This is a genomic window from Sphingobium sp. UBA5915, assembly GCF_002431195.1.
In the GTDB taxonomy this organism is placed as follows: Bacteria; Pseudomonadota; Alphaproteobacteria; order Sphingomonadales; family Sphingomonadaceae; genus Sphingobium; species Sphingobium soli.
This window is the reverse complement of record NZ_DJDV01000057.1, coordinates 104,662-122,519: the sequence shown is the minus strand read 5'-3', so window position 1 is coordinate 122,519 and position 17,858 is coordinate 104,662. Positions and strand designations below refer to the sequence as shown.

The following is a 17,858-nucleotide window of genomic DNA, read 5'->3' as shown; positions in this document are numbered from 1 at the left end:
ACCGGCTGGGCGCAGATCAACTATCCTTATGGCGCATCGATCGAAGACTCCCGGCACAAGCTGGAATATGATCTTTATTATGCCAAGAATTACACGCCCTTCCTGGACCTGTTGATCCTGTTACAGACGGTGCGCGTCGTGCTTTGGCCCGATGGCGCGCGCTGACGTCCGGTCATGTCGGTCCTGCTGCAAATCATCGGGGACTGGGGCCATGCCTTGGCGGCCATGTTGTTTGCCGCGCTCGGCATCTTCCTCCTCAGGCGCCGCGATAGTGCGGCGGAAATCAGAAGCCTGGCCGCCGCCCTGCTGCTGACGTCGGGCTGGGCGCTCTATATTTCGTTCGGTAGCGTTGCAAAGCCCCTCTCTGGCCTGGGCGAGAATATCCGCAACGCCGGCTGGTTGCTCGTAATGTTCGTCCTCTTGCGGCGGGCCTGGGCGGGCCGGCAGGGCCCAAAGGGCGGTGTCGTTGCCGTCTATGTCGCAGTTGCCGGCTTGATCCTGCTCCAGACCTTTACCGATTTGTCCTGGCGTCAATTTGCGCTTTCCGGCGACGTTCAGGACGCGTTGATCGCCACCACCCTGGTGCTGCGCATGATGACGGCGATCGGCAGTCTGCTGTTGCTGCACCAGTTATACAGTGTTTGCCCGGTCGAGGATCGCGGAGGCATGAGCCTGTTGCTCGGCGCTTTGGCGGCGATGTGGGGCTATGATTTCGCCCTGTACCTGATTGGCTATGTCGCGCCGCAGCGCGCGGACGCGCTGTTTGCATTGCGTGGATTGCTCATGGCGGTGGTGGCGTCCGTCATCGCGATCGGCCTGCGCAAGGATCTGAGCGGACGGGTGCAGGTGTCGCGCACCCTGACGATGCAGTCCGTGTCGGTTTTCGCCATCGGTCTCTATGTCGTGCTGATCATGGCCGTCGCCGTTCTGATCGAGATGATCGCCGGCCCCTATGCGCGCCTTGTCGAAATCGGCGCGGTATTCTTCGCGGCGGTTTCGGCGCTCGTGCTTTTACCCTCGCCGCGGCTCCAGGCCTTTTGGCACATTCAGGTCGCCAAGCATTTTTTCCAGCATCGCTATGATTATCGCATGGAATGGATGCGCTTTGGCGAGACTATCGGCCGACCGGGCGAAGCCTCCGCGCCGCTTGGCCAGCGCGTCGCTAAAGCGGTTGCCGACATCACCCAGTCGCCTGCTGCGATTTTGCTGCTGCGCGATGAAGGAGGCGGTCTGAACTTCGAAACGCAGTGGAACTGGCCGGATGATGGCGCGGATATCGCCGCCATTCCCACGGACATGGTTCTGCGGCTGGAGCAGGGGCACATCATCGATCTTGGCAGCGTGGACAAGCGGGCGGCGCCATCACAATGGTTGGCGCAGGATCGCCATGCCTGGGCCGTGGCGCCCCTTATTCATTATGGCCGCCTGATCGGGGCCATTGTGCTGGCCCGCCCTCCGGTTGACAGGCGGGTCGATTGGGAAGATTTCGACATGCTGCGCGCGGCCGGCAGGCAAGCCGCCAGCCATATCAGCGAAGCACAGGGACAGCAGGCTCTGGCCGACGCCCAGCGCTTCGATGAATTCAACCGCCGCTTCGCCTTCATCCTGCATGACGTGAAAAATCTGGTCAGCCAGTTGTCGCTGTTGACCCATAATGCGGAGCGCCATGCAGATAATCCCGATTTTCGGGCCGACATGATTTTGACCCTGAAGGAATCGGTGGGTCGGATGAACGACATGCTGGCTCGGCTATCGCAACATAATAAGGCGGCAGCTCAGGAACCGCGGGCCATCGGGTTGCAACCCCTGCTTGCCCGTGTGGCCCAGACGCGCGCGCGCCAGCATGCCGTCCGGGTCGAGGGGGATGCTCCTGCCGTCATGGCCGACCCGGCGCGTGTCGAACAGATCATCATGCATCTGGTCCAGAACGCCATCGACGCCAGCCCGCCGGATCGGCCGGTTGTCATCCGCCTCGGGCGCGAGGACGGGATGGCGATGGTGGAAGTCATCGACCAGGGACGCGGGATGAGCCCCGAATTCGTCCGGCGCGACTTGTTCAAGCCCTTTGCGTCCAACAAGGCCGGCGGGTTCGGTCTGGGCGCGTTTGAGGCGCGTGCATTGGCGCAATCCATGGGTGGGCGGGTGATGGTGGAGAGCAAGCCGGGCCTTGGCAGCCGGTTCACCCTGTTCCTGCCGCTGGCGTCGGCAAGCGTCTTGCCAGCGCAGGGCGAGCAGGCGGCCTGATGAGCGACACCCGGCCCAAATTGCTGATCGTGGAGGATGATCCCGGCCTGCAACGGCAGTTGCGTTGGGCCTATGACGCCTATCGCGTGTTCATAGCCGGCGATCGGGAAGAAGCGATCGACATGCTGCGCGCTGAAGCGCCCGATGTCGTGACGCTGGACCTGGGATTGCCGCCTGACCCTGACGGCACCAGCGAAGGATTTGCGACGCTGGCCGACATGCTGCGCATCAAGCCGGATACCAAGATCATCGTCGCATCCGGCCATGGCGAACGGGAAAGCGCGCTGGAAGCGATCGCGGGCGGTGCCTATGATTTCTATCAGAAGCCGGTCGACATCCATGAACTGGGGCTGATCGTGCGCCGGGCCTTCCACGTCCAGGCGCTGGAACGCGACAATGCGCGCCTGGTGGAGGCGGCGCCCCGGGACAAGCAGGTGCTGGGCCGGGTCATCACGGCGGCACCGGAAATGACCAAGGTCGCGCGGACGATAGAGCGGGTTGCCCCGACCGATGTCTTTGTCCTCCTGGCTGGGGGGAGTGGAACCGGCAAGGGGATGCTGGCGGAGGCCCTGCATGATGCCAGCCAGCGACGGGACGGCCCGTTCGTCACCGTCAATTGCGCGGCGCTGTCCTCCGCGATGCTGGAGGCGGAATTGTTTGGTCGTGATCCGGGGGATGCGTCTGATGCGGGCGGCAGGATCAATGCGGCGCGAGGCGGCACGTTGTTCCTCGACGAGGTCGCCGACATGGACCTTTCGCTCCAGGCGCAATTGCTGCTGTTCCTCAAACAGAGGGGCAACGCCGATGGGAAAGCCGTGAATGGAGCCGATATACGGATCCTGTGCGCCAGCCATCGCGACCTTGGTGCCATGACGGCTGCGGGGACGTTCCGGGAAGACCTCTACTATCGTCTCGCAGAGGTCGTGGTGCGCATACCTGCGCTCAAGGACCGGCCGGGCGATCCCGCTCTTTTGGCGCGCCATTTTCTCAATCGCTTGGCCGACGACCTCAATCCGCAGGTCAAGGGGCTGGCGCCCGATGCGCTGGCTGCGCTGGACGCTTGGTCCTGGCCGGGCAATGTGCGCGAACTGGAAAACAGAGTGAAGCGCGCGATGATCTTGGCCGAAGGCAAATTGATCACGGCTGCTGATCTCGATCTGGACCCGGAGGCCGGAGGGGGCGCGGATATCATCAATCTGAAGCTGGCGCGCGAAATGGCGGACCGGCGCGCGATCCGCCATGCGATGGCGCGCACGGACGGCAATATATCGGGTGCGGCGCGAATGTTGGGGATCAGCCGGCCGACACTTTATGACTTGCTCAAACATTATCACATGCAGGGCTGACCGATGCGCCGTTCTCGTCTTTTCCTGATCGTCGGGCTGATCGCCGCCGCCATGGCCCTGGCTGGACTGTGGCAATGGCGCGCGCATGAAAAGGACGGCAGCGCTGCCCTGGCGCGCGGCCTGTCTGCGCTCGATCGGGACGATGTGCGCACAGCGCGGGTCGAACTGATGAACGCCATCAAGGGAAATCCGCGCTCCGCCATTGCTCGCGCGGCGCAGGCGCGGGCGCTGGCCGAACTGGGCGACGGGGCCGGCGCGCAGGCGGAGGTCGAGCGCGCCCGATCGCTTGGTCAGGCGCCGGACGCCACGCGCGCCGTGATGGCGCAGGCGCTGTTTCTCCAGGGCGATTTTGCAGGCGCTCTTGCCGAAGCGCGCGCGGCCGATCTGCCCGAAGACCAGGCCCTTGCCGCCGCGCATGTCGTCGCCCGCGCCACGCTGGCGCTGGGAGATGTGCGCGCAGCCGGGAGGGCCCTGGAGCAAGCGCTGGCGATGGACGCTCGCGATTCCGAAACCTGGGTGGAGGTGGGGCGCCTGCGCATGGCGACCGGCGATCAGGCCGGGGCTATTGCCGCGGCCGACCAGGCGGTGGCCCTGAATGCCAAAAGCGCGCCTGCGCTGGGCCTGCGTGCTGAACTTACCCGAACGCAATATGGCTTGGTCGCCGCGCTTCCCTGGTTTGATCGCGCGATGTCGGTCGACCCCGATTCCGTACCGGTGCTTGAGCAATATGCCGCCACGCTCGCCGATGCAGGCCAGGCGTCGCGCATGCTGGCGATGACGCGCCGCATCCTGGCGCTCGATCCGGGCAATGCCCGCGCGTGGATGATGCAGGCGGTCATGGCCGCGCGCGCCGGTCAGGACGACCTGGCGCGCAAATTGCTGGAACGCACGGGCGGGCGGCTGGACGGGGAACCCGCGACCCAGTTGTTGCGCGGGGTCTTGCATCTTCAGGACGGCAATCCTCTGCTGGCGGTGCAGACATTGGCGCCTCTGGTCGACGCCCAACCCTGGAACCGGCCCGCGCGCACATTGCTGGCGCGGGCCTATGCGGACAATGGCGACCAGATGTCGGCCGCCGCGACGCTGGCGCCGATGGTCGAGCAGCAAGATGCCGACCCCTATGTCCTGACCCTTGCCGCCCGGGTTCAGGAAGCGCTTGGCGACCGCGCGATGGCCGACGATATGCTGGCGCGGGCGGCCTGGCCTGTGCGGCCTGCGGCTTCGGTCTTCGCAACGGCTTTGTCGAACGGCGCTCCGCCTGCCGACCCAGGCACCGCGCGCGACAATATCTCTTATATACGCGCGCTCCTGACCATGGGACGCAAGGAGGAAGCGCTGGACCGGGCGCGATTGTTGAACCGGGCCAACCCCGGCGCGCCGGCGGCCTGGCTGATTTTGGGCGACCTGTTGCAGGCGAACGGACAGGGACAGGCGGCGGTGCGCGCTTATGAGGCCGGGGCCAATATCCGCTTCGATCGCGATGCGGCCCTTCGTCTGGTCAGTGCCCTGCAAGCGACCGGCAATGGAGCGCGCGCGGAGCAGGTGGCCCAGCTTTTCCTGCGCCAGCACCCGATGGATCGCGATATGCTTCGAGTGGCGGCTGGCTATGCCGTTGGACGGCAGGACTGGCGCGGCGCGGAGCGGCTGCTTCAGGCGCTACGCGCGCAGATTGGCGACAATGACGCGCTGCTGATGACGGATCTGGCGCGCGTCTCGTTGGAACAGCGAAAGGAAAGCGCCGCCTTGGCTTATGCCCGACATGGCTATGCGCTGATGCCGGGCAATCCAGCGACGGCGGACATGCTGGGCTGGGTGTTGCTGCGCACCGATGCCAAGGGGCCAGCGGCCGTTGATCTGCTGGAAAAGGCGGTGGCGCTCGCGCCCTCTGTACCGGCGCTGCAAATGCATCTGGGGCAGGCCTATGCAGCGGCGGGGCGCAAGGGGGACGCGAGACTGGCGCTCAACCGCGCTGCATCCGTCCGTGATTTCGGCAATCGGCAGGAGGCGCTGGAGGCGCTCAAAGCCCTGTAATATCGATCAGACCTGCGCCAGATCCATATCTTCGATGCGAAGGCCCAGGCGGCGCATCTGGGCAGCGACCGGCGGCCATATCGTCTCCAGAAACCGTTCCCGCTCCGCTTCGCGCAGGCGGCGCGTGGCCCCGGCGGCGACGAACATGCCGACACCACGCTTTACCACGACCAGCCCGTCATCCTGAAAACTTTGATAGGCCTTGGCGACAGTGAGCGGATTTGCACCCTGCGCCGCGGCAAAGGCACGAACCGATGGCAGCAAATCTCCGTCGGTAAATTCTCCATCCAATATGGACGCAGCGATGATCTCGCGAAGGCGGAGATAGACGGGCTTTGAGTCTTCGGCCATACTGCTTCACTGCCATAATACAGCTAATGGGGTCAAGTCAGAGACGATTTCCGGATCGTAAAGATTTGTAATTATCGGTCCCAGAACGATACGATAGCGTTATATTCTGGCCGAGGCCGCTCCTCCAGCGGTTTGGCGGGGGTGCCTATGAAAACGAATCCGGCGATTGCTTCACCATCGCGTCCAAACGCATTGCGCACATCGTCGTTGAAGCTGGGCCAACCGGTCAGCCATCCGCCCGCATAGCCCAGCGCATGGGTGGCATGGAGCAGGTTCATGATCGCCGCCCCCGCCGACAATTGCTGCTCCCAGACGGGAATCTTGCTGCCCGGCACGGGGGAGGACAGGGCGACCACCAGCGTGGGCGCCTGATGCGCAAACTGGTGCATGGACTCGATTTCGAGGCGGCCAGCGTCAGGCTTTTCGGCGCGATAGGCGCGTTCCAGAAGGTCCGCCAGCGCGCCGCGCTTGTCCTGCGGCACGATGACGAAACGCCAGGGGGCAAGCTTGCCATGATCGGGCGTGCGCAGCGCCACCTCCAATATCTGCCTTAGTTCCGCGTCATTTGGCCCCGGCGCAGCCAAGTCGCGCGGTTTGCCCGATCGGCGGGTCTGGAGCAGGGAAAGTGGCGTGGAACGGTCGTTGAACATCGGGCCATCCTTCATGCGGTTGTAATATTGTTCTTCACTCACGCAATTCTGCTGCTAGTCTCGCGCGAGCGAAGCGGGGAGGCGGACCTCCCCTAGAAGATCGGGGAGCACCGCGCCATGGCCATTTCACCCGCCGACCCCAACCGGGCGGCACAGGCGGCCGAACATATCAACGACGCCGACGCATCTTGGTTCGGCCATCCACGTCAGCTTGCCAGATTGTTCACCACCGAAATGTGGGAGCGATTCGGTTTCTACGGCATGCGGGCCTTGCTGGTCCTCTACCTGACCGACCATTTCCTCTTTTCCGATACCAGCGCCAGCGGGACGTATGGCGCCTATATGTCGCTGGTCTATCTCACCCCGTTCATCGGCGGCTTCATAGCGGACCGGTATCTGGGGTCGAAACGGTCGGTGAAGTTCGGCGCGATCATCATGGCGATCGGCTATTTCACACTGTGTTTCGGCGGGGAGGCGGCTAAGCCCTATGCCCTTGTCGATGGGCAACGCTATGAAGTGCAAGTTGCTAAGCAAGGCGATGTGCGCCAGCAATATCTGATCGAGGGTGACAGGCGCCTTGCCATTCGCGGGCATGAGGATGGCTCGGTCGATCTGCTGAACGACGCCGGCGCTGTCGAGCGCAAGGTCGAAAAGGGCGCCTTCGTCGCCGGCGGAGAACGCAGCCCCTTCTTCACCATGCTGATGCTGATCGCGCTGTCGGCCATCGTCGTCGGCAATGGCTTCTTCAAGCCCAATATCTCCACCATCGTGGGTGAGCTTTATGCAGTCGGCGACCGTCGCCGCGACGCAGGGTTCACCATCTTCTATATGGGCATTAATCTGGGCAGCCTGTTTTCTCAGATACTTTGCCCCTGGCTGGCGACGTCGGTCGGCTGGTGGGCGGGCTTCCTGCTGGCGGCCATCGGCATGCTCTGTTCCTGGGCGCTTATCCAGTTCGATGGCGGAAAACTCGGCGGCTATGGCGAACGCCCGGAAGGGGCGAACCCTCGCAAGGATCTGCTGATCTACGCCCTGTCGATCGCAGCGGTGCCGGTGATGTGGTTCCTGTTCGTCAATGTGATGGACGCCGCACAGGCGCAGGCGGGCACGGGCATCATCGGTTATCTGATGGCGCTGCCGATCCTTGGGAAATTGCTGTTCGTGACTTTCCTTGTGGCCGTACCCGCCATCCTCATCTGGTCCTGGCGCGCGGGCAGCAAGGCCGAATTTCAGATGATGCTGGCGGCGATGGTCATGATCGTCTTCAACGTCGTGTTCTGGACCTTGTTCGAACAGGCGGGGTCCTCCCTGACGCTGTTTGCCGATCGAAACACCGACCTTTCGGTCTTCGGTCTGTTCACCCTGTCGGCGGGCCAGACCCAGTTTTTCAACGCCTTCTTCATCGTGACGCTGGCGCCCCTTTTCAGCATCGGCTGGAACGCGCTGGGCCGCCGGGGGCTGGAGCCGTCCATCCCGGTCAAGTTCGCTATCGCGCTTGTCGGCGTGGGCCTGGGCTTTCTGGTGCTGGTGTGGGGCAGCGCCTTTGCCGGCGCGGATTTCAAGGTTTCGATCTGGTGGCTGGCCCTGCTCTACCTCATCCATTCGATGGCGGAACTGTGCATTTCGCCGGTCGGCCTGTCGATGATCACCAAATTGTCGATCGTGCGCATCGTCGGCCTGATGATGGGCGTGTGGTTCATGTCGATTTCGGTCGCTCAATATGTAGGCGGCATGATCGCGCAGGTCGCCAGCGTCGAAACGGTGGGCGGCCAGGTCACCAACCTTGCCGTCAGCCTGCAAACCTATGTGGATGTCTTCCGCGCGATCGGCCTTGCGTCGATCGGCTTGGGCGTCCTTCTTTTTGTCCTCGCTTTTCCGATCAAGAGGTGGATGCATGGCGTTCAGTAACAGGGGTGTTTCACTGACGGTCGCGGCTGTCCTGCTGGCCAGCAGCGCAACCCCGCTGGCCGCGCGCAAGGACAAGGATGAACGGCCCGCCTCGCAGGGGGCGTCGGCGGAGCCCGAAAATCCTTATCCTTCGACCTATCGTCCTTATGGCGGTCGGCCGACGGTGCTGCGCGGTGCGACCGTCTTTGACGGGGAGGGCGGACGCATCGATAATGGCGTGGTCTTCCTGTCCGACGGTAAGGTTACGGCCATCGGCGGACCGGACACGCCGATCCCCGCGGACGTGGTGGTGATCGACGCGCAGGGCAAATATGTGACCCCGGGCGTCATCGATATTCACAGCCATCTGGGCGATTATCCCTCTCCCGGCGTCGAGGCATTGTCCGACGGCAATGAGGCGACGTCGCCCGTCACCCCGCATGTCTGGGCCGAACATAGCGTCTGGCCGCAAGACCCCGGCTTTTCCCGCGCGCTCGCCAATGGCGGCGTGACGACGCTTCAGATTCTGCCCGGTTCGGCCAACCTGTTTGGCGGCCGCAGCGTGACGCTCAAGAATGTGCCCGCGCGCACTATGCAGGGAATGAAGTTTCCAGGTGCGCCGCAGGGCCTGAAAATGGCGTGCGGCGAAAATCCCAAGCGGGTCTATGGCAGCAAGGGCCGCGAACCCAGCACCCGCATGGGCAATATGGCGGTCAACCGCCAGACCTGGATCAAGGCGCGCGAGTATCAGCAGAAGCGCGCCGCCGGCAAGGATCAGACCCGTGACTTGGGCATGGAAACTCTGGCCGATGTGCTGGAGGGCAAGATCATGGTCCATAACCACTGCTATCGCGCCGACGAGATGGCCAATGTCATCGATATGAGCAAGGAATTCGGCTACAAGGTGTCGACATTTCACCATGCCGTCGAAAGCTACAAGATCGCGGACCTGCTCCGCGACAATGGCATCTGCTCGGCCCTGTGGGGCGACTGGTATGGCTTCAAGATGGAGGCCTATGACGGGATCAAGGAGAATATCCCGCTGGTCCACAAGGCCGGCGCCTGCGCCATCGTTCATAGCGACGACCAGGACGGTATCCAGCGGCTCAACCAGGAAGCGGCCAAGGCGCTGGGCGCGGGGCGCCGCATGGGCATCGACATCAGCGACGAGGTCGCCTGGACCTGGCTTGCCATCAACCCGGCGCGGGCGATGGGCATCGCCGATCGCACCGGCAGCCTCAAGGTCGGCAAGATGGCCGACGTCGTGCTGTGGAATGGCAACCCGTTCAGTACCTATACCCGGCCGGAAAAGGTGTGGATCGACGGCGCGCTGCTTTACGATGCCTTCGACCCCAAGCGCCGGCCGGTGAGTGATTTCGAACTGGGCCAGATCGGCGCGGGAGACGTGAAATGACGAAGAGCTTTTCCCTTCGCGCCAACGCGGGACGCCTGGGCGCGGCGCTGATCGCGATGGTCGCGGCTGTCCCCGCGCTTGCCCAGCCGATCGCCATCACCGGCGCGACGCTGGCGATCGGCGACGGGTCCGAACCTGTCCAGAACGGCACGGTCGTCATCGACGCGGGCAAGATCGTCGCCGCCGGCGCTGGCATTGCGGTGCCCCCCGGCGCGAAAATCGTCGATGCGTCGGGCAAATGGGTGACACCGGGCCTGGTATCGGGCTTTTCACGGGTCGGCCTGGCCGAAGTGCCAGCCGTGCGCGAAACCAACGATATCAGCGCCAATTCGCCCTTTTCCGCCGCGATCGATGTCGCTCCCGCGATCAATCCGCTCGCCAACCCGATCGCGATCAGCCGCAATGGCGGCGTGACCCGCGCGGTCGTAGCCCCCGCGGCCTCCAGCGGCATATTTGCCGGGCAGGGCGCGGTCATCGATCTGGGCGCGGACATGAGTCCGGTCACCAAGGGCCGCGCCTTCGAATATGTCGAAATGGGCGAAGCCGGCGCGGCCGAGGCGGGCGGCAGCCGCGCGGCGATGATCCTGACGTTCAAGATGATGCTGCGGCAGGCGCAGGACTATGCCAAGGCGCCGGCGGCCTATGACGGCAATTCCAGGGACTCGCTGTTGAACCGCGTCGATGCCGAGGCGCTGGTGCCGGTTGTCACCGGGGCGATGCCGCTGATGGTTCACGCCGAAAGCGCGCGCGATATCCTGGCCGTATTGGCGTTACGGCAGGATTTTCCCGCGCTGCGCCTGATCCTGGCCGGGGCGACCGAAGGCTGGATGGTGGCGCCGCAAATCGCAGCCGCCAAGGTGCCCGTCATCACCGCAGGGCTTGAAGACTTGCCTTCCGCCTTCGAAAAGCTCGCCGCGACGCAGAGCAATGTTGGTCGGATGGTGCAGGCGGGCGTTTCGGTATCGATGGGTATGCTGACCGGGGACGATGCATTGCAACTGCGGGTCGCCAACCAGCAGGCGGGTAATATGGTCGCGCTGACCAAGGTGCCGGGCGCGACCGGGCTGACCTGGGGGCAGGCGCTGCGCACGATCACGCTGGCCCCGGCCGAGGCAATGGGGCTGGGCGATCGGCTGGGTTCGCTTCAGCCGGGCAAGGCGGGCGACGTGGTGATCTGGGACGGCGATCCACTCGAAATGACGTCCGCGCCTGTGGCCGTCTGGATCGACGGCGTTGCGCAGCCGATGACGGATCGCCAGACCCGCTTGCGCGATCGTTATGCAACGCCGGACGAAGGCAGCCTGCCCAAAGCCTATGAATGGTAATGGCCGGGGGGCGGGGCTTTGGTCCCGCTCCCAGCTTTGGGGCCAGGGCTATGGCCTCATCCGTTGATAGCGCCCCAGATGTCGCTGGCCTTTACATAGCCGCGCCGACCCTTGACGTCGAAGGCGCACCAGCCGCCTGAACAATCGGATATGCGACCCACAACGCCGCGTTCGGCGCGGAACAACGTCGCTGATCCGTCGCTCGGCGATCCATGCAGCGGCGCGATGGCCGACCGGACGATGGCGGTGGGCGTGTCGCTCAGCAGGCGGACGTGCATCCACCCCTGCGCGCCGTCTGGGTCCTGCACCTTGCGCCACAGGCCAAGGACCTGCACCACCTTCACCGGCAGGTCGCGGCGGCGATAGACCCAGTTGGACGGGTAATCCAGGCTGGGGCCGACCCGCATACGCGCCTCGTCATGCGACAGCGATGCCCAATAAGGTGTCTTCTTGCCGGGCGCAGCGTTGGCAGAACTTGCCGCAAGGACCAGAAGAACTGCGCCGCCGACGGCCATGGCCGTGTAAAGTTTCGAAATCCTGTCACCCATGGCCGACCCATAGCCCGTCGATCGTCGCCGCGACAGTCTTTCCTCGCCAGACCTGGCTTATCCGCTTGACCCGCACCTTGTCGCGCAATAGCGCCACCTTCATGGTTGAACCGCGCAAGACTCCGCCGCGTCCCGCCAAGCCGCGCGTGATCGTTACGCGCCGCCTGCCGCCCGATGTGGAAGCGCGCATGGCGCAATTGTTCGACGCCAGCTTCAATGTCGCCGACGCGCCGATGGATCGGACGGCGATGGCCCGTGCCATGGCCGATTGCGACGTACTGGTGCCGACCATCACCGATCAGATCGACGCGGACTTGATCGGCGGAGCGCCCGACACGCTGCGCATGATCGCCAGCTTTGGCAGCGGTGTCGACCATATCGACCTCGTCGCCGCCCGGGAAAAGGGCATCATCGTCACCAACACACCCGGCGTGCTGACCGAAGATACCGCCGATATGACGATGGCGCTGATCCTGTCGGTACCGCGCCGCTTGGCCGAGGGCGAAAAGCTGGTGCGCTCCGGCGCGTGGCAGGGGTGGAGCCCATCAGGCATGCTGGGCCACCGGATCGGCGGCAAGACGCTGGGCATCATCGGCATGGGCCGCATTGGCCGCGCCGTGGCGCGGCGGGCGCGCGCCTTTGGCCTGTCCATCGCCTATCATAACCGCCATCGCTTGCCCTTCGAGGTCGAGCAGGACCTTGAGGCGCGATGGCAGGGTGATCTGGACGCACTGCTGACGGACAGTGATATCCTGTCGATCCACTGCCCGCTCAATGCGGACAGCCGCGAGCTGGTGGACGCGCGGCGGATCGGCCTCCTGCGGTCCCACGCCTATGTCATCAACACGTCCCGCGCGGAAATCATGGACGAGGGCGCGCTGATCGACGCGCTGGAAGAAAGCCGCATCGCCGGCGCGGGGCTGGACGTCTATGCCCATGAACCTGCGGTCGACCCGCGCCTGCTGGCCCTTTCCAATGTCGTGCTGCTGCCGCACATGGGGTCGGCCACGATCGAGGGGCGCCATGCCACGGGTGCGCGGGTCATCGCCAATATCCGCACCTGGGTCGACGGGCACAGGCCACCGAACCAGGTGCTGGAAGGCTGGGTCTGACCGTCAGGCGACGACCTGCTGCTTCAACTGATCGACCATCGTCAGCCCGTGGCGCACGGAATCATGCGCGCGGCGAACGACGGCCAGCGTTTCCGCGTCGATGGCATCGTCTTTCAATACACGCGCGAATTCTTCGCTGAGATAATCCTCGCCGCGGTCGATCGCCTGGATGATCGCCTTGTCGCCGCCACCCAAGGCGACATGGATATCCTCGATCCACCGGTGGACCGTGCCTGCGGCGGACCCGAATTCATTGGGCTTGCCGCCAAGCTGGCGGCTGCGTTCCTGCAGCAGTCCGACCGCTGCCCGCCGTTCGGCGGCCAGATCGCCAAACAGGGTTTCAAATGGCGCGGATTTCGCCTTTTCCGCGCTATGCTCATATCCCTTCACGCTGTCGATCAGCGTGGTGATGAGGTCATCCAGCTTGCTGATGGTATGATTGTGCATAACCGTCTCCTTCCTATGGGCCGTCGGGCAATCTGCCTCCAAAACGGTTCCAAGCTGCCGCCGGTTCAACCAACCTCATGATATTCAACCTTAATATGGCATTAGGCATGTCAAACTATCCGCTACGCAGGTGGAACAAGCCGGCTAGTCGGGGGTTGGAGAAATATCTTTCTATCGGATTTGAGGATCTTACTCATGATCAAGCTCGCGATCATTTCGCTGGTCATTGCAGCCGTGCTGGCTTTGCTCGGCTTTGGCGGCGCAGCCGGCACTTTCGTCGGCATTGCCAAAATCCTGTTCTTCATCGCACTGGCGGTGTTTGTCGTCTTCCTGGTCCTCGGCATTCTGGCCGGCAAGGGCGTCAAAGACGCCATCGATTAAGCATCATGATGGCGGTCGGCGCCACTATCGACGAAACCGGGAGGCTGGTGCGCGACGCGGCCGGCTTCCTGCTTCGCCGGGACGACGGCGGCAGCTACCGGCTGGTACTTTTGAGGGTTCCGGTCGACTTAGTTGAAAAGCAGGTCCGTGTGCGCGGCATTCATATCGGCGAGGACGTTGTCGAGGCAGAAGGCGTAGCCCCTGCATAATCGCCTGGCGCAAGGTCATGTCGGCCTAAGCCTTCGGACATAATCGGTCTTGCCAAATGCGCATGCCGGCGGGCACCATCGCTGCCATGCGCAAAATCCTCTATACCGCCATTGCTCCCTTCTGCCTTGCCGCCATTCCCATCGCCGTCCAGGCGCAGGAACCTGCGGCCACCCCCACCCGGACATCGACGGCGCAGGCCCAGCTTGCCCGCATTCTCGACGATCACTGGAACTGGTATCTGTCGGTCCATCCCGTCGAAGCGACCGCGCGGGGCGTGCGTAGCTATGACGATCGCATCTACGACATGTCGCTGGCGGCGCGCGATGCGCAGATAAAGGCCGAACGGCAATTCGTCAGCCGGTTGGAGGCGGTGCCCGAAGCGGAATTGAGCGCGGCGGACCGCGTCAACCGCAATGTCCTGCTCTGGATGCTGCGCGACGACATCGCCAGCGATGGCCATCAGGCAGAACGGCTGATGCTGTTCACCACCTATTATGGCTGGCATCAGGGATTTTCCGGCATGGCTGATGGCCTGCCTTTCTATAATCGCGCGGATTATGACAGCTATCTTAAGCGGCTGGCACTTTACCCGAAGCAAAATGCAGATGCGCTCGACATCACGCGGCAGGCCATCGCCGGTGGCTATGTTCAACCCTGTTCCGTCCTTCAAAATTATGCCGGCACGATCAGCGGCATCGTGGAGGGAAAGCCGCAGGACACGCGCTTTTACGAACCTTTCAAGCGCCCCAGGCCGCGCGACGTCAGCGATGCCGACTGGGCCGCGATGCAAGCCCGCGCGGTGACGCTCATCCGCGACGTGCTGACGCCGGAATATCGCAAATGGCATGACCTGTTCGTTGCGGACTATCTGCCCCATTGCCGCAAGAGCGACAGCGCCTCGTCGCTGCCGGGCGGCGCGGCCTGGTATGCCAGTCGCGTGAGGGCGCATACCACGACTGACCTGACGCCCGATCAAATCCACCAGATCGGTCTGGACGAAGTCGCCCGGATCGGCCGGCGCATGGACGATATCGCCGCCCAGGCGGGCTATCCCAATCGCGCGGCATACATCGCTCATTTGCGCACCGATCCGTCCTATTATGCCAAGACGCCGGAAGAATTGCTGCGCGTCGCGGCGCGGCAGGCCAAGACGATCGATGGACTGCTGCCGCGCTATTTCGGTACGCTGCCGCGCCTGCCCTATGGCCTCAAGCCTATTCCGGCCGCCGAAGCGGAAGGGACCACCACGGCCTATTATGGACCGGGCGCACCGGAATCGGGCATTTCGGGCACCTATTGGGTCAACACGTCCAAGCTGGATCAGCGTCCTTTCTGGGAGGTGCCGGCGCTGACTGCGCATGAGGCGGTGCCGGGCCATCATAATCAGATCGCGCTGCAACAGGAATTGCCGTTGCCGCCATTCCGCAAATATCTTGCCGGCTTCACCGCCTATGTCGAAGGCTGGGCGCTCTACACCGAATATCTGGGTGAAGAGATGGGCCTGTATGACACGCCTGAAAAGATGATGGGTCGCCTGTCCTATGAGATGTGGCGCGCCTGTCGCCTCGTGGTCGATACCGGCATCCACGCCAAGGGATGGGACAAGGCGCGCGCCGTAGCGTTCATGAAGACGAACAGCGCTCTGTCGGACGCCAATATCGATGCCGAAGTGAACCGCTATATCAGCTGGCCGGGTCAGGCGCTTGGGTACAAGCTGGGCGAGATCAAGATACGCGAGTTGCGCGTCAGGGCGGAAAAAGCCCTGGGGAAGAATTTCGACCTGCGCCGTTTTCACGACGCGGTGCTGGCGCAGGGCGCGGTGCCCCTGACCGTGCTGGAAAGCCAGATTGACGCCTGGATCGCCGCCGAAAGGGCGCGAGAGGCCTGATCAGGCGGTCGGCAGCCGTTCCAATGGCCGGAAGGCGGTGCCAGCGCCGGACCAGCCGCGATAGGCGGCGTCGATCGGCAGGGCGGCTTCGCAGCAGGCGCATTGCGCCATGACCCGGCCCACCAGCCATTGGCTTTCCCCACAGGAAGGGCAGGGCATCGCCCGACCGGGGCGATAGGCGCGCATATGGCCTGCGGCGTCGTTCACGCAGCTGGGCAAGGGTATCGGCATGAATGGGGGTCCCCTGTTGATCCAAATCCAAACGCCGCCCAGGGACCTTGTTTCCTCTTGCGAATCGTTAGCAGGGGAAATCGCGAACAGGCGGGATATTCGGCGATTTTGTCCATTTGACACTGCCGCCCCATTCTGTATGGCGCTGCACCATCGGGACATACCTGCTTCGACCACCGGTTGGGGCGCATCCCTGACCTTCGCCGTCCAGTCCGTTCGCTGTCCGGCGAGGTTCTGGTGGAATCGCGTCATCCTCTGGCGGAGCGCCACGCGAGGAGACGCACATCTTATGACCGCCATCGGACAGGACACGCTGGGCACCCGCGACATGATGAATGTCGGCGGCAAGGACATTGCCTATTATTCCTTCAAGAAGGCCGCTGCAAAGCTTGGAGACGTTTCGCGCCTGCCTTTCTCGATGAAGGTGCTGCTCGAAAATCTCCTGCGCTTCGAAGACGGCGTCACCGTCACCACCGACGACATTCAGGCGATCGTTGACTGGCAGAAGGATCGCGGCCAGGCGCAGCGCGAAATCCAGTATCGCCCGGCGCGCGTGCTGATGCAGGATTTTACCGGCGTCCCCTGCGTCGTCGACCTTGCCGCGATGCGCGACGCGATGACGGCGCTGGGCGCCGACGCAGCCAAGATCAATCCGCAGGTTCCCGTCCACCTCGTCATCGACCACTCGGTCATGGTTGACGAATTCGGCACGCCCCAGGCGTTCGAGCAGAATGTAGAAATCGAATATCAGCGCAACATGGAGCGCTACGACTTCCTGAAATGGGGCAGCAAGAGCCTCGCCAATTTCTACGCCGTGCCCCCCGGCACCGGCATCTGCCACCAGGTGAACCTGGAAAATATCGCGCAGGCCGTCTGGTCGAGCGAAGGGCCTGACGGCGTCACTGTCGCCTATCCCGACACGTGCGTCGGCACAGACAGCCACACCACCATGGTGAACGGCCTTGGCGTGCTGGGCTGGGGCGTGGGCGGTATCGAGGCGGAAGCCGCGATGCTGGGTCAGCCCGTCTCGATGCTGATCCCTGAAGTCGTCGGTTTCAAATTTACCGGCACATTGAACGAGGGCGTCACCGCGACCGACCTCGTCCTTACCTGCACCCAGATGCTGCGCGCGCGCGGCGTCGTTGGCCGCTTCGTCGAATATTTCGGTCCGGGCCTCGCCACGCTGTCGCTCGCCGACCGCGCGACGCTCGCCAATATGGCGCCCGAATATGGCGCGACCTGCGGCTTCTTCGGCATCGACGACAAGACGCTGGACTATATGCGCCTGACCGGCCGCACCGAAGAGAATATCGCGCTGGTCGAAGCCTATGCCAAGGAGCAGGGCTTCTGGATCGACCCGGCGGTCGAGCCGGTGTTCACCGATACGCTGGAGCTTGACCTGTCGACGGTCGTCCCCAGCCTTGCCGGTCCCAAGCGTCCGCAGGACCGCGTGTCGCTGCCCGAAGTCGATGACGTGTTCAACGCCGACATGGAAAAGACCTACAAGAAAGCGCAGCAGCGCGTGCCGGTCGAGGGCAAGGATTTCGACATTGGCGACGGCGACGTCACCATCGCCGCGATCACCAGCTGCACCAATACGTCGAACCCCGGCGTTCTGGTCGCGGCTGGCCTGGTCGCCAAGAAGGCGAACGAGCTGGGCCTCAAGCCCAAGCCCTGGGTCAAGACCTCGCTCGCGCCCGGCAGCCAGGTGGTGACGGACTATTTGGAAAAGGCCGGCCTTCAGTCGCATCTCGACGCCATCGGGTTCAATCTGGTCGGCTATGGCTGCACCA

At 63.7% G+C, this 17,858-nt stretch carries 17 protein-coding genes; 12 read left to right on the top strand and 5 right to left on the bottom strand.

Annotated elements, in window-relative coordinates; translation table 11 throughout:
• The 4 genes from B2V90_RS09675 to B2V90_RS09660 all read left to right on the top strand — a co-directional run.
• The coding region (locus tag B2V90_RS09675; RefSeq protein ID WP_293921048.1) for a sugar transferase at positions 1-165 on the top strand (165 nt) is incomplete at its 5' end.
• 9 nt (positions 166-174) lie between these two features.
• Positions 175-2,244 (top strand): XrtA/PEP-CTERM system histidine kinase PrsK, encoded by a 2,070-nt coding sequence (prsK, locus tag B2V90_RS09670; protein ID WP_228222165.1) that lies wholly within the window; start codon positions 175-177, stop codon positions 2,242-2,244.
• Positions 2,244-3,590: a PEP-CTERM-box response regulator transcription factor gene (prsR, locus tag B2V90_RS09665; RefSeq protein ID WP_228222166.1), complete on the top strand. Its 1,347-nt coding sequence runs from the start codon at positions 2,244-2,246 to the stop codon at positions 3,588-3,590. The genes prsK and prsR overlap by 1 nt, the downstream gene beginning before the upstream one ends.
• A gap of 3 nt (positions 3,591-3,593) precedes the next feature.
• Complete coding sequence (locus B2V90_RS09660; protein WP_228222167.1) at positions 3,594-5,621, top strand: tetratricopeptide repeat protein; 2,028 nt, start codon at positions 3,594-3,596, stop codon at positions 5,619-5,621.
• A gap of 6 nt (positions 5,622-5,627) precedes the next feature.
• Here the strand turns inward: B2V90_RS09660 and B2V90_RS09655 are convergent, their stop codons facing one another.
• Positions 5,628-5,972, bottom strand: coding sequence for a GntR family transcriptional regulator (locus tag B2V90_RS09655; protein WP_228222168.1), 345 nt, complete (start codon positions 5,970-5,972; stop codon positions 5,628-5,630).
• A gap of 71 nt (positions 5,973-6,043) precedes the next feature.
• Positions 6,044-6,622: a nitroreductase family protein gene (locus tag B2V90_RS09650; protein ID WP_228222219.1), complete on the bottom strand. Its 579-nt coding sequence runs from the start codon at positions 6,620-6,622 to the stop codon at positions 6,044-6,046.
• Positions 6,623-6,739: 117 nt separating this feature from the next.
• On the opposite strand from B2V90_RS09650, the gene B2V90_RS09645 reads away from it, so the two are divergent.
• From B2V90_RS09645 to B2V90_RS09635, 3 genes are read left to right on the top strand one after another with little or no spacing between them, the layout of a single operon-like run.
• Positions 6,740-8,530, top strand: a complete 1,791-nt coding sequence (locus B2V90_RS09645) for a peptide MFS transporter (RefSeq protein WP_228222169.1) — start codon at positions 6,740-6,742, stop codon at positions 8,528-8,530.
• Complete coding sequence (locus tag B2V90_RS09640) at positions 8,517-9,923, top strand: amidohydrolase (RefSeq protein ID WP_228222170.1); 1,407 nt, start codon at positions 8,517-8,519, stop codon at positions 9,921-9,923. The genes B2V90_RS09645 and B2V90_RS09640 overlap by 14 nt, the downstream gene beginning before the upstream one ends.
• On the top strand, positions 9,920-11,248 hold the full coding sequence (locus B2V90_RS09635; protein ID WP_228222171.1) for an amidohydrolase family protein: 1,329 nt from the start codon (positions 9,920-9,922) through the stop codon (positions 11,246-11,248). Before B2V90_RS09640 ends, B2V90_RS09635 begins: the two co-directional genes overlap by 4 nt.
• Positions 11,249-11,304: 56 nt before the next feature.
• On the opposite strand, the gene B2V90_RS09630 is transcribed toward B2V90_RS09635, so the two are convergent.
• Positions 11,305-11,763, bottom strand: coding sequence for an SH3 domain-containing protein (locus B2V90_RS09630; protein ID WP_228222220.1), 459 nt, complete (start codon positions 11,761-11,763; stop codon positions 11,305-11,307).
• Between the two features lie 134 nt (positions 11,764-11,897).
• Between B2V90_RS09630 and B2V90_RS09625 the strand changes: the two genes are divergently transcribed.
• A complete protein-coding gene (locus B2V90_RS09625) occupies positions 11,898-12,908 on the top strand; it encodes a 2-hydroxyacid dehydrogenase (RefSeq protein WP_228222172.1) in 1,011 nt (336 codons plus the stop codon).
• A gap of 3 nt (positions 12,909-12,911) precedes the next feature.
• Here B2V90_RS09625 and B2V90_RS09620 read toward each other — a convergent pair whose 3' ends face one another.
• A complete protein-coding gene (locus B2V90_RS09620) occupies positions 12,912-13,355 on the bottom strand; it encodes a PA2169 family four-helix-bundle protein (protein ID WP_228222173.1) in 444 nt (147 codons plus the stop codon).
• A gap of 195 nt (positions 13,356-13,550) precedes the next feature.
• Between B2V90_RS09620 and B2V90_RS09615 the strand changes: the two genes are divergently transcribed.
• From B2V90_RS09615 to B2V90_RS09605, 3 genes are all read left to right on the top strand, one after another.
• Positions 13,551-13,736 (top strand): DUF1328 domain-containing protein, encoded by a 186-nt coding sequence (locus tag B2V90_RS09615; protein ID WP_009821964.1) that lies wholly within the window; start codon positions 13,551-13,553, stop codon positions 13,734-13,736.
• A 5-nt stretch (positions 13,737-13,741) separates the two neighbouring features.
• Positions 13,742-13,945: a DUF5818 domain-containing protein gene (locus B2V90_RS09610; RefSeq protein ID WP_228222174.1), complete on the top strand. Its 204-nt coding sequence runs from the start codon at positions 13,742-13,744 to the stop codon at positions 13,943-13,945.
• A gap of 86 nt (positions 13,946-14,031) precedes the next feature.
• On the top strand, positions 14,032-15,834 hold the full coding sequence (locus B2V90_RS09605) for a DUF885 domain-containing protein (RefSeq protein WP_414711596.1): 1,803 nt from the start codon (positions 14,032-14,034) through the stop codon (positions 15,832-15,834).
• Here the strand turns inward: B2V90_RS09605 and B2V90_RS09600 are convergent, their stop codons facing one another.
• Entirely contained in the window at positions 15,835-16,065 is a 231-nt protein-coding gene (locus B2V90_RS09600; protein WP_293920993.1) for a hypothetical protein, read from the bottom strand. It abuts the gene before it with no gap.
• 289 nt (positions 16,066-16,354) lie between these two features.
• Between B2V90_RS09600 and acnA the strand changes: the two genes are divergently transcribed.
• A partial coding sequence (gene acnA / locus B2V90_RS09595) for an aconitate hydratase AcnA (protein WP_293920991.1) occupies positions 16,355-17,858 on the top strand: 1,504 nt, incomplete at its 3' end.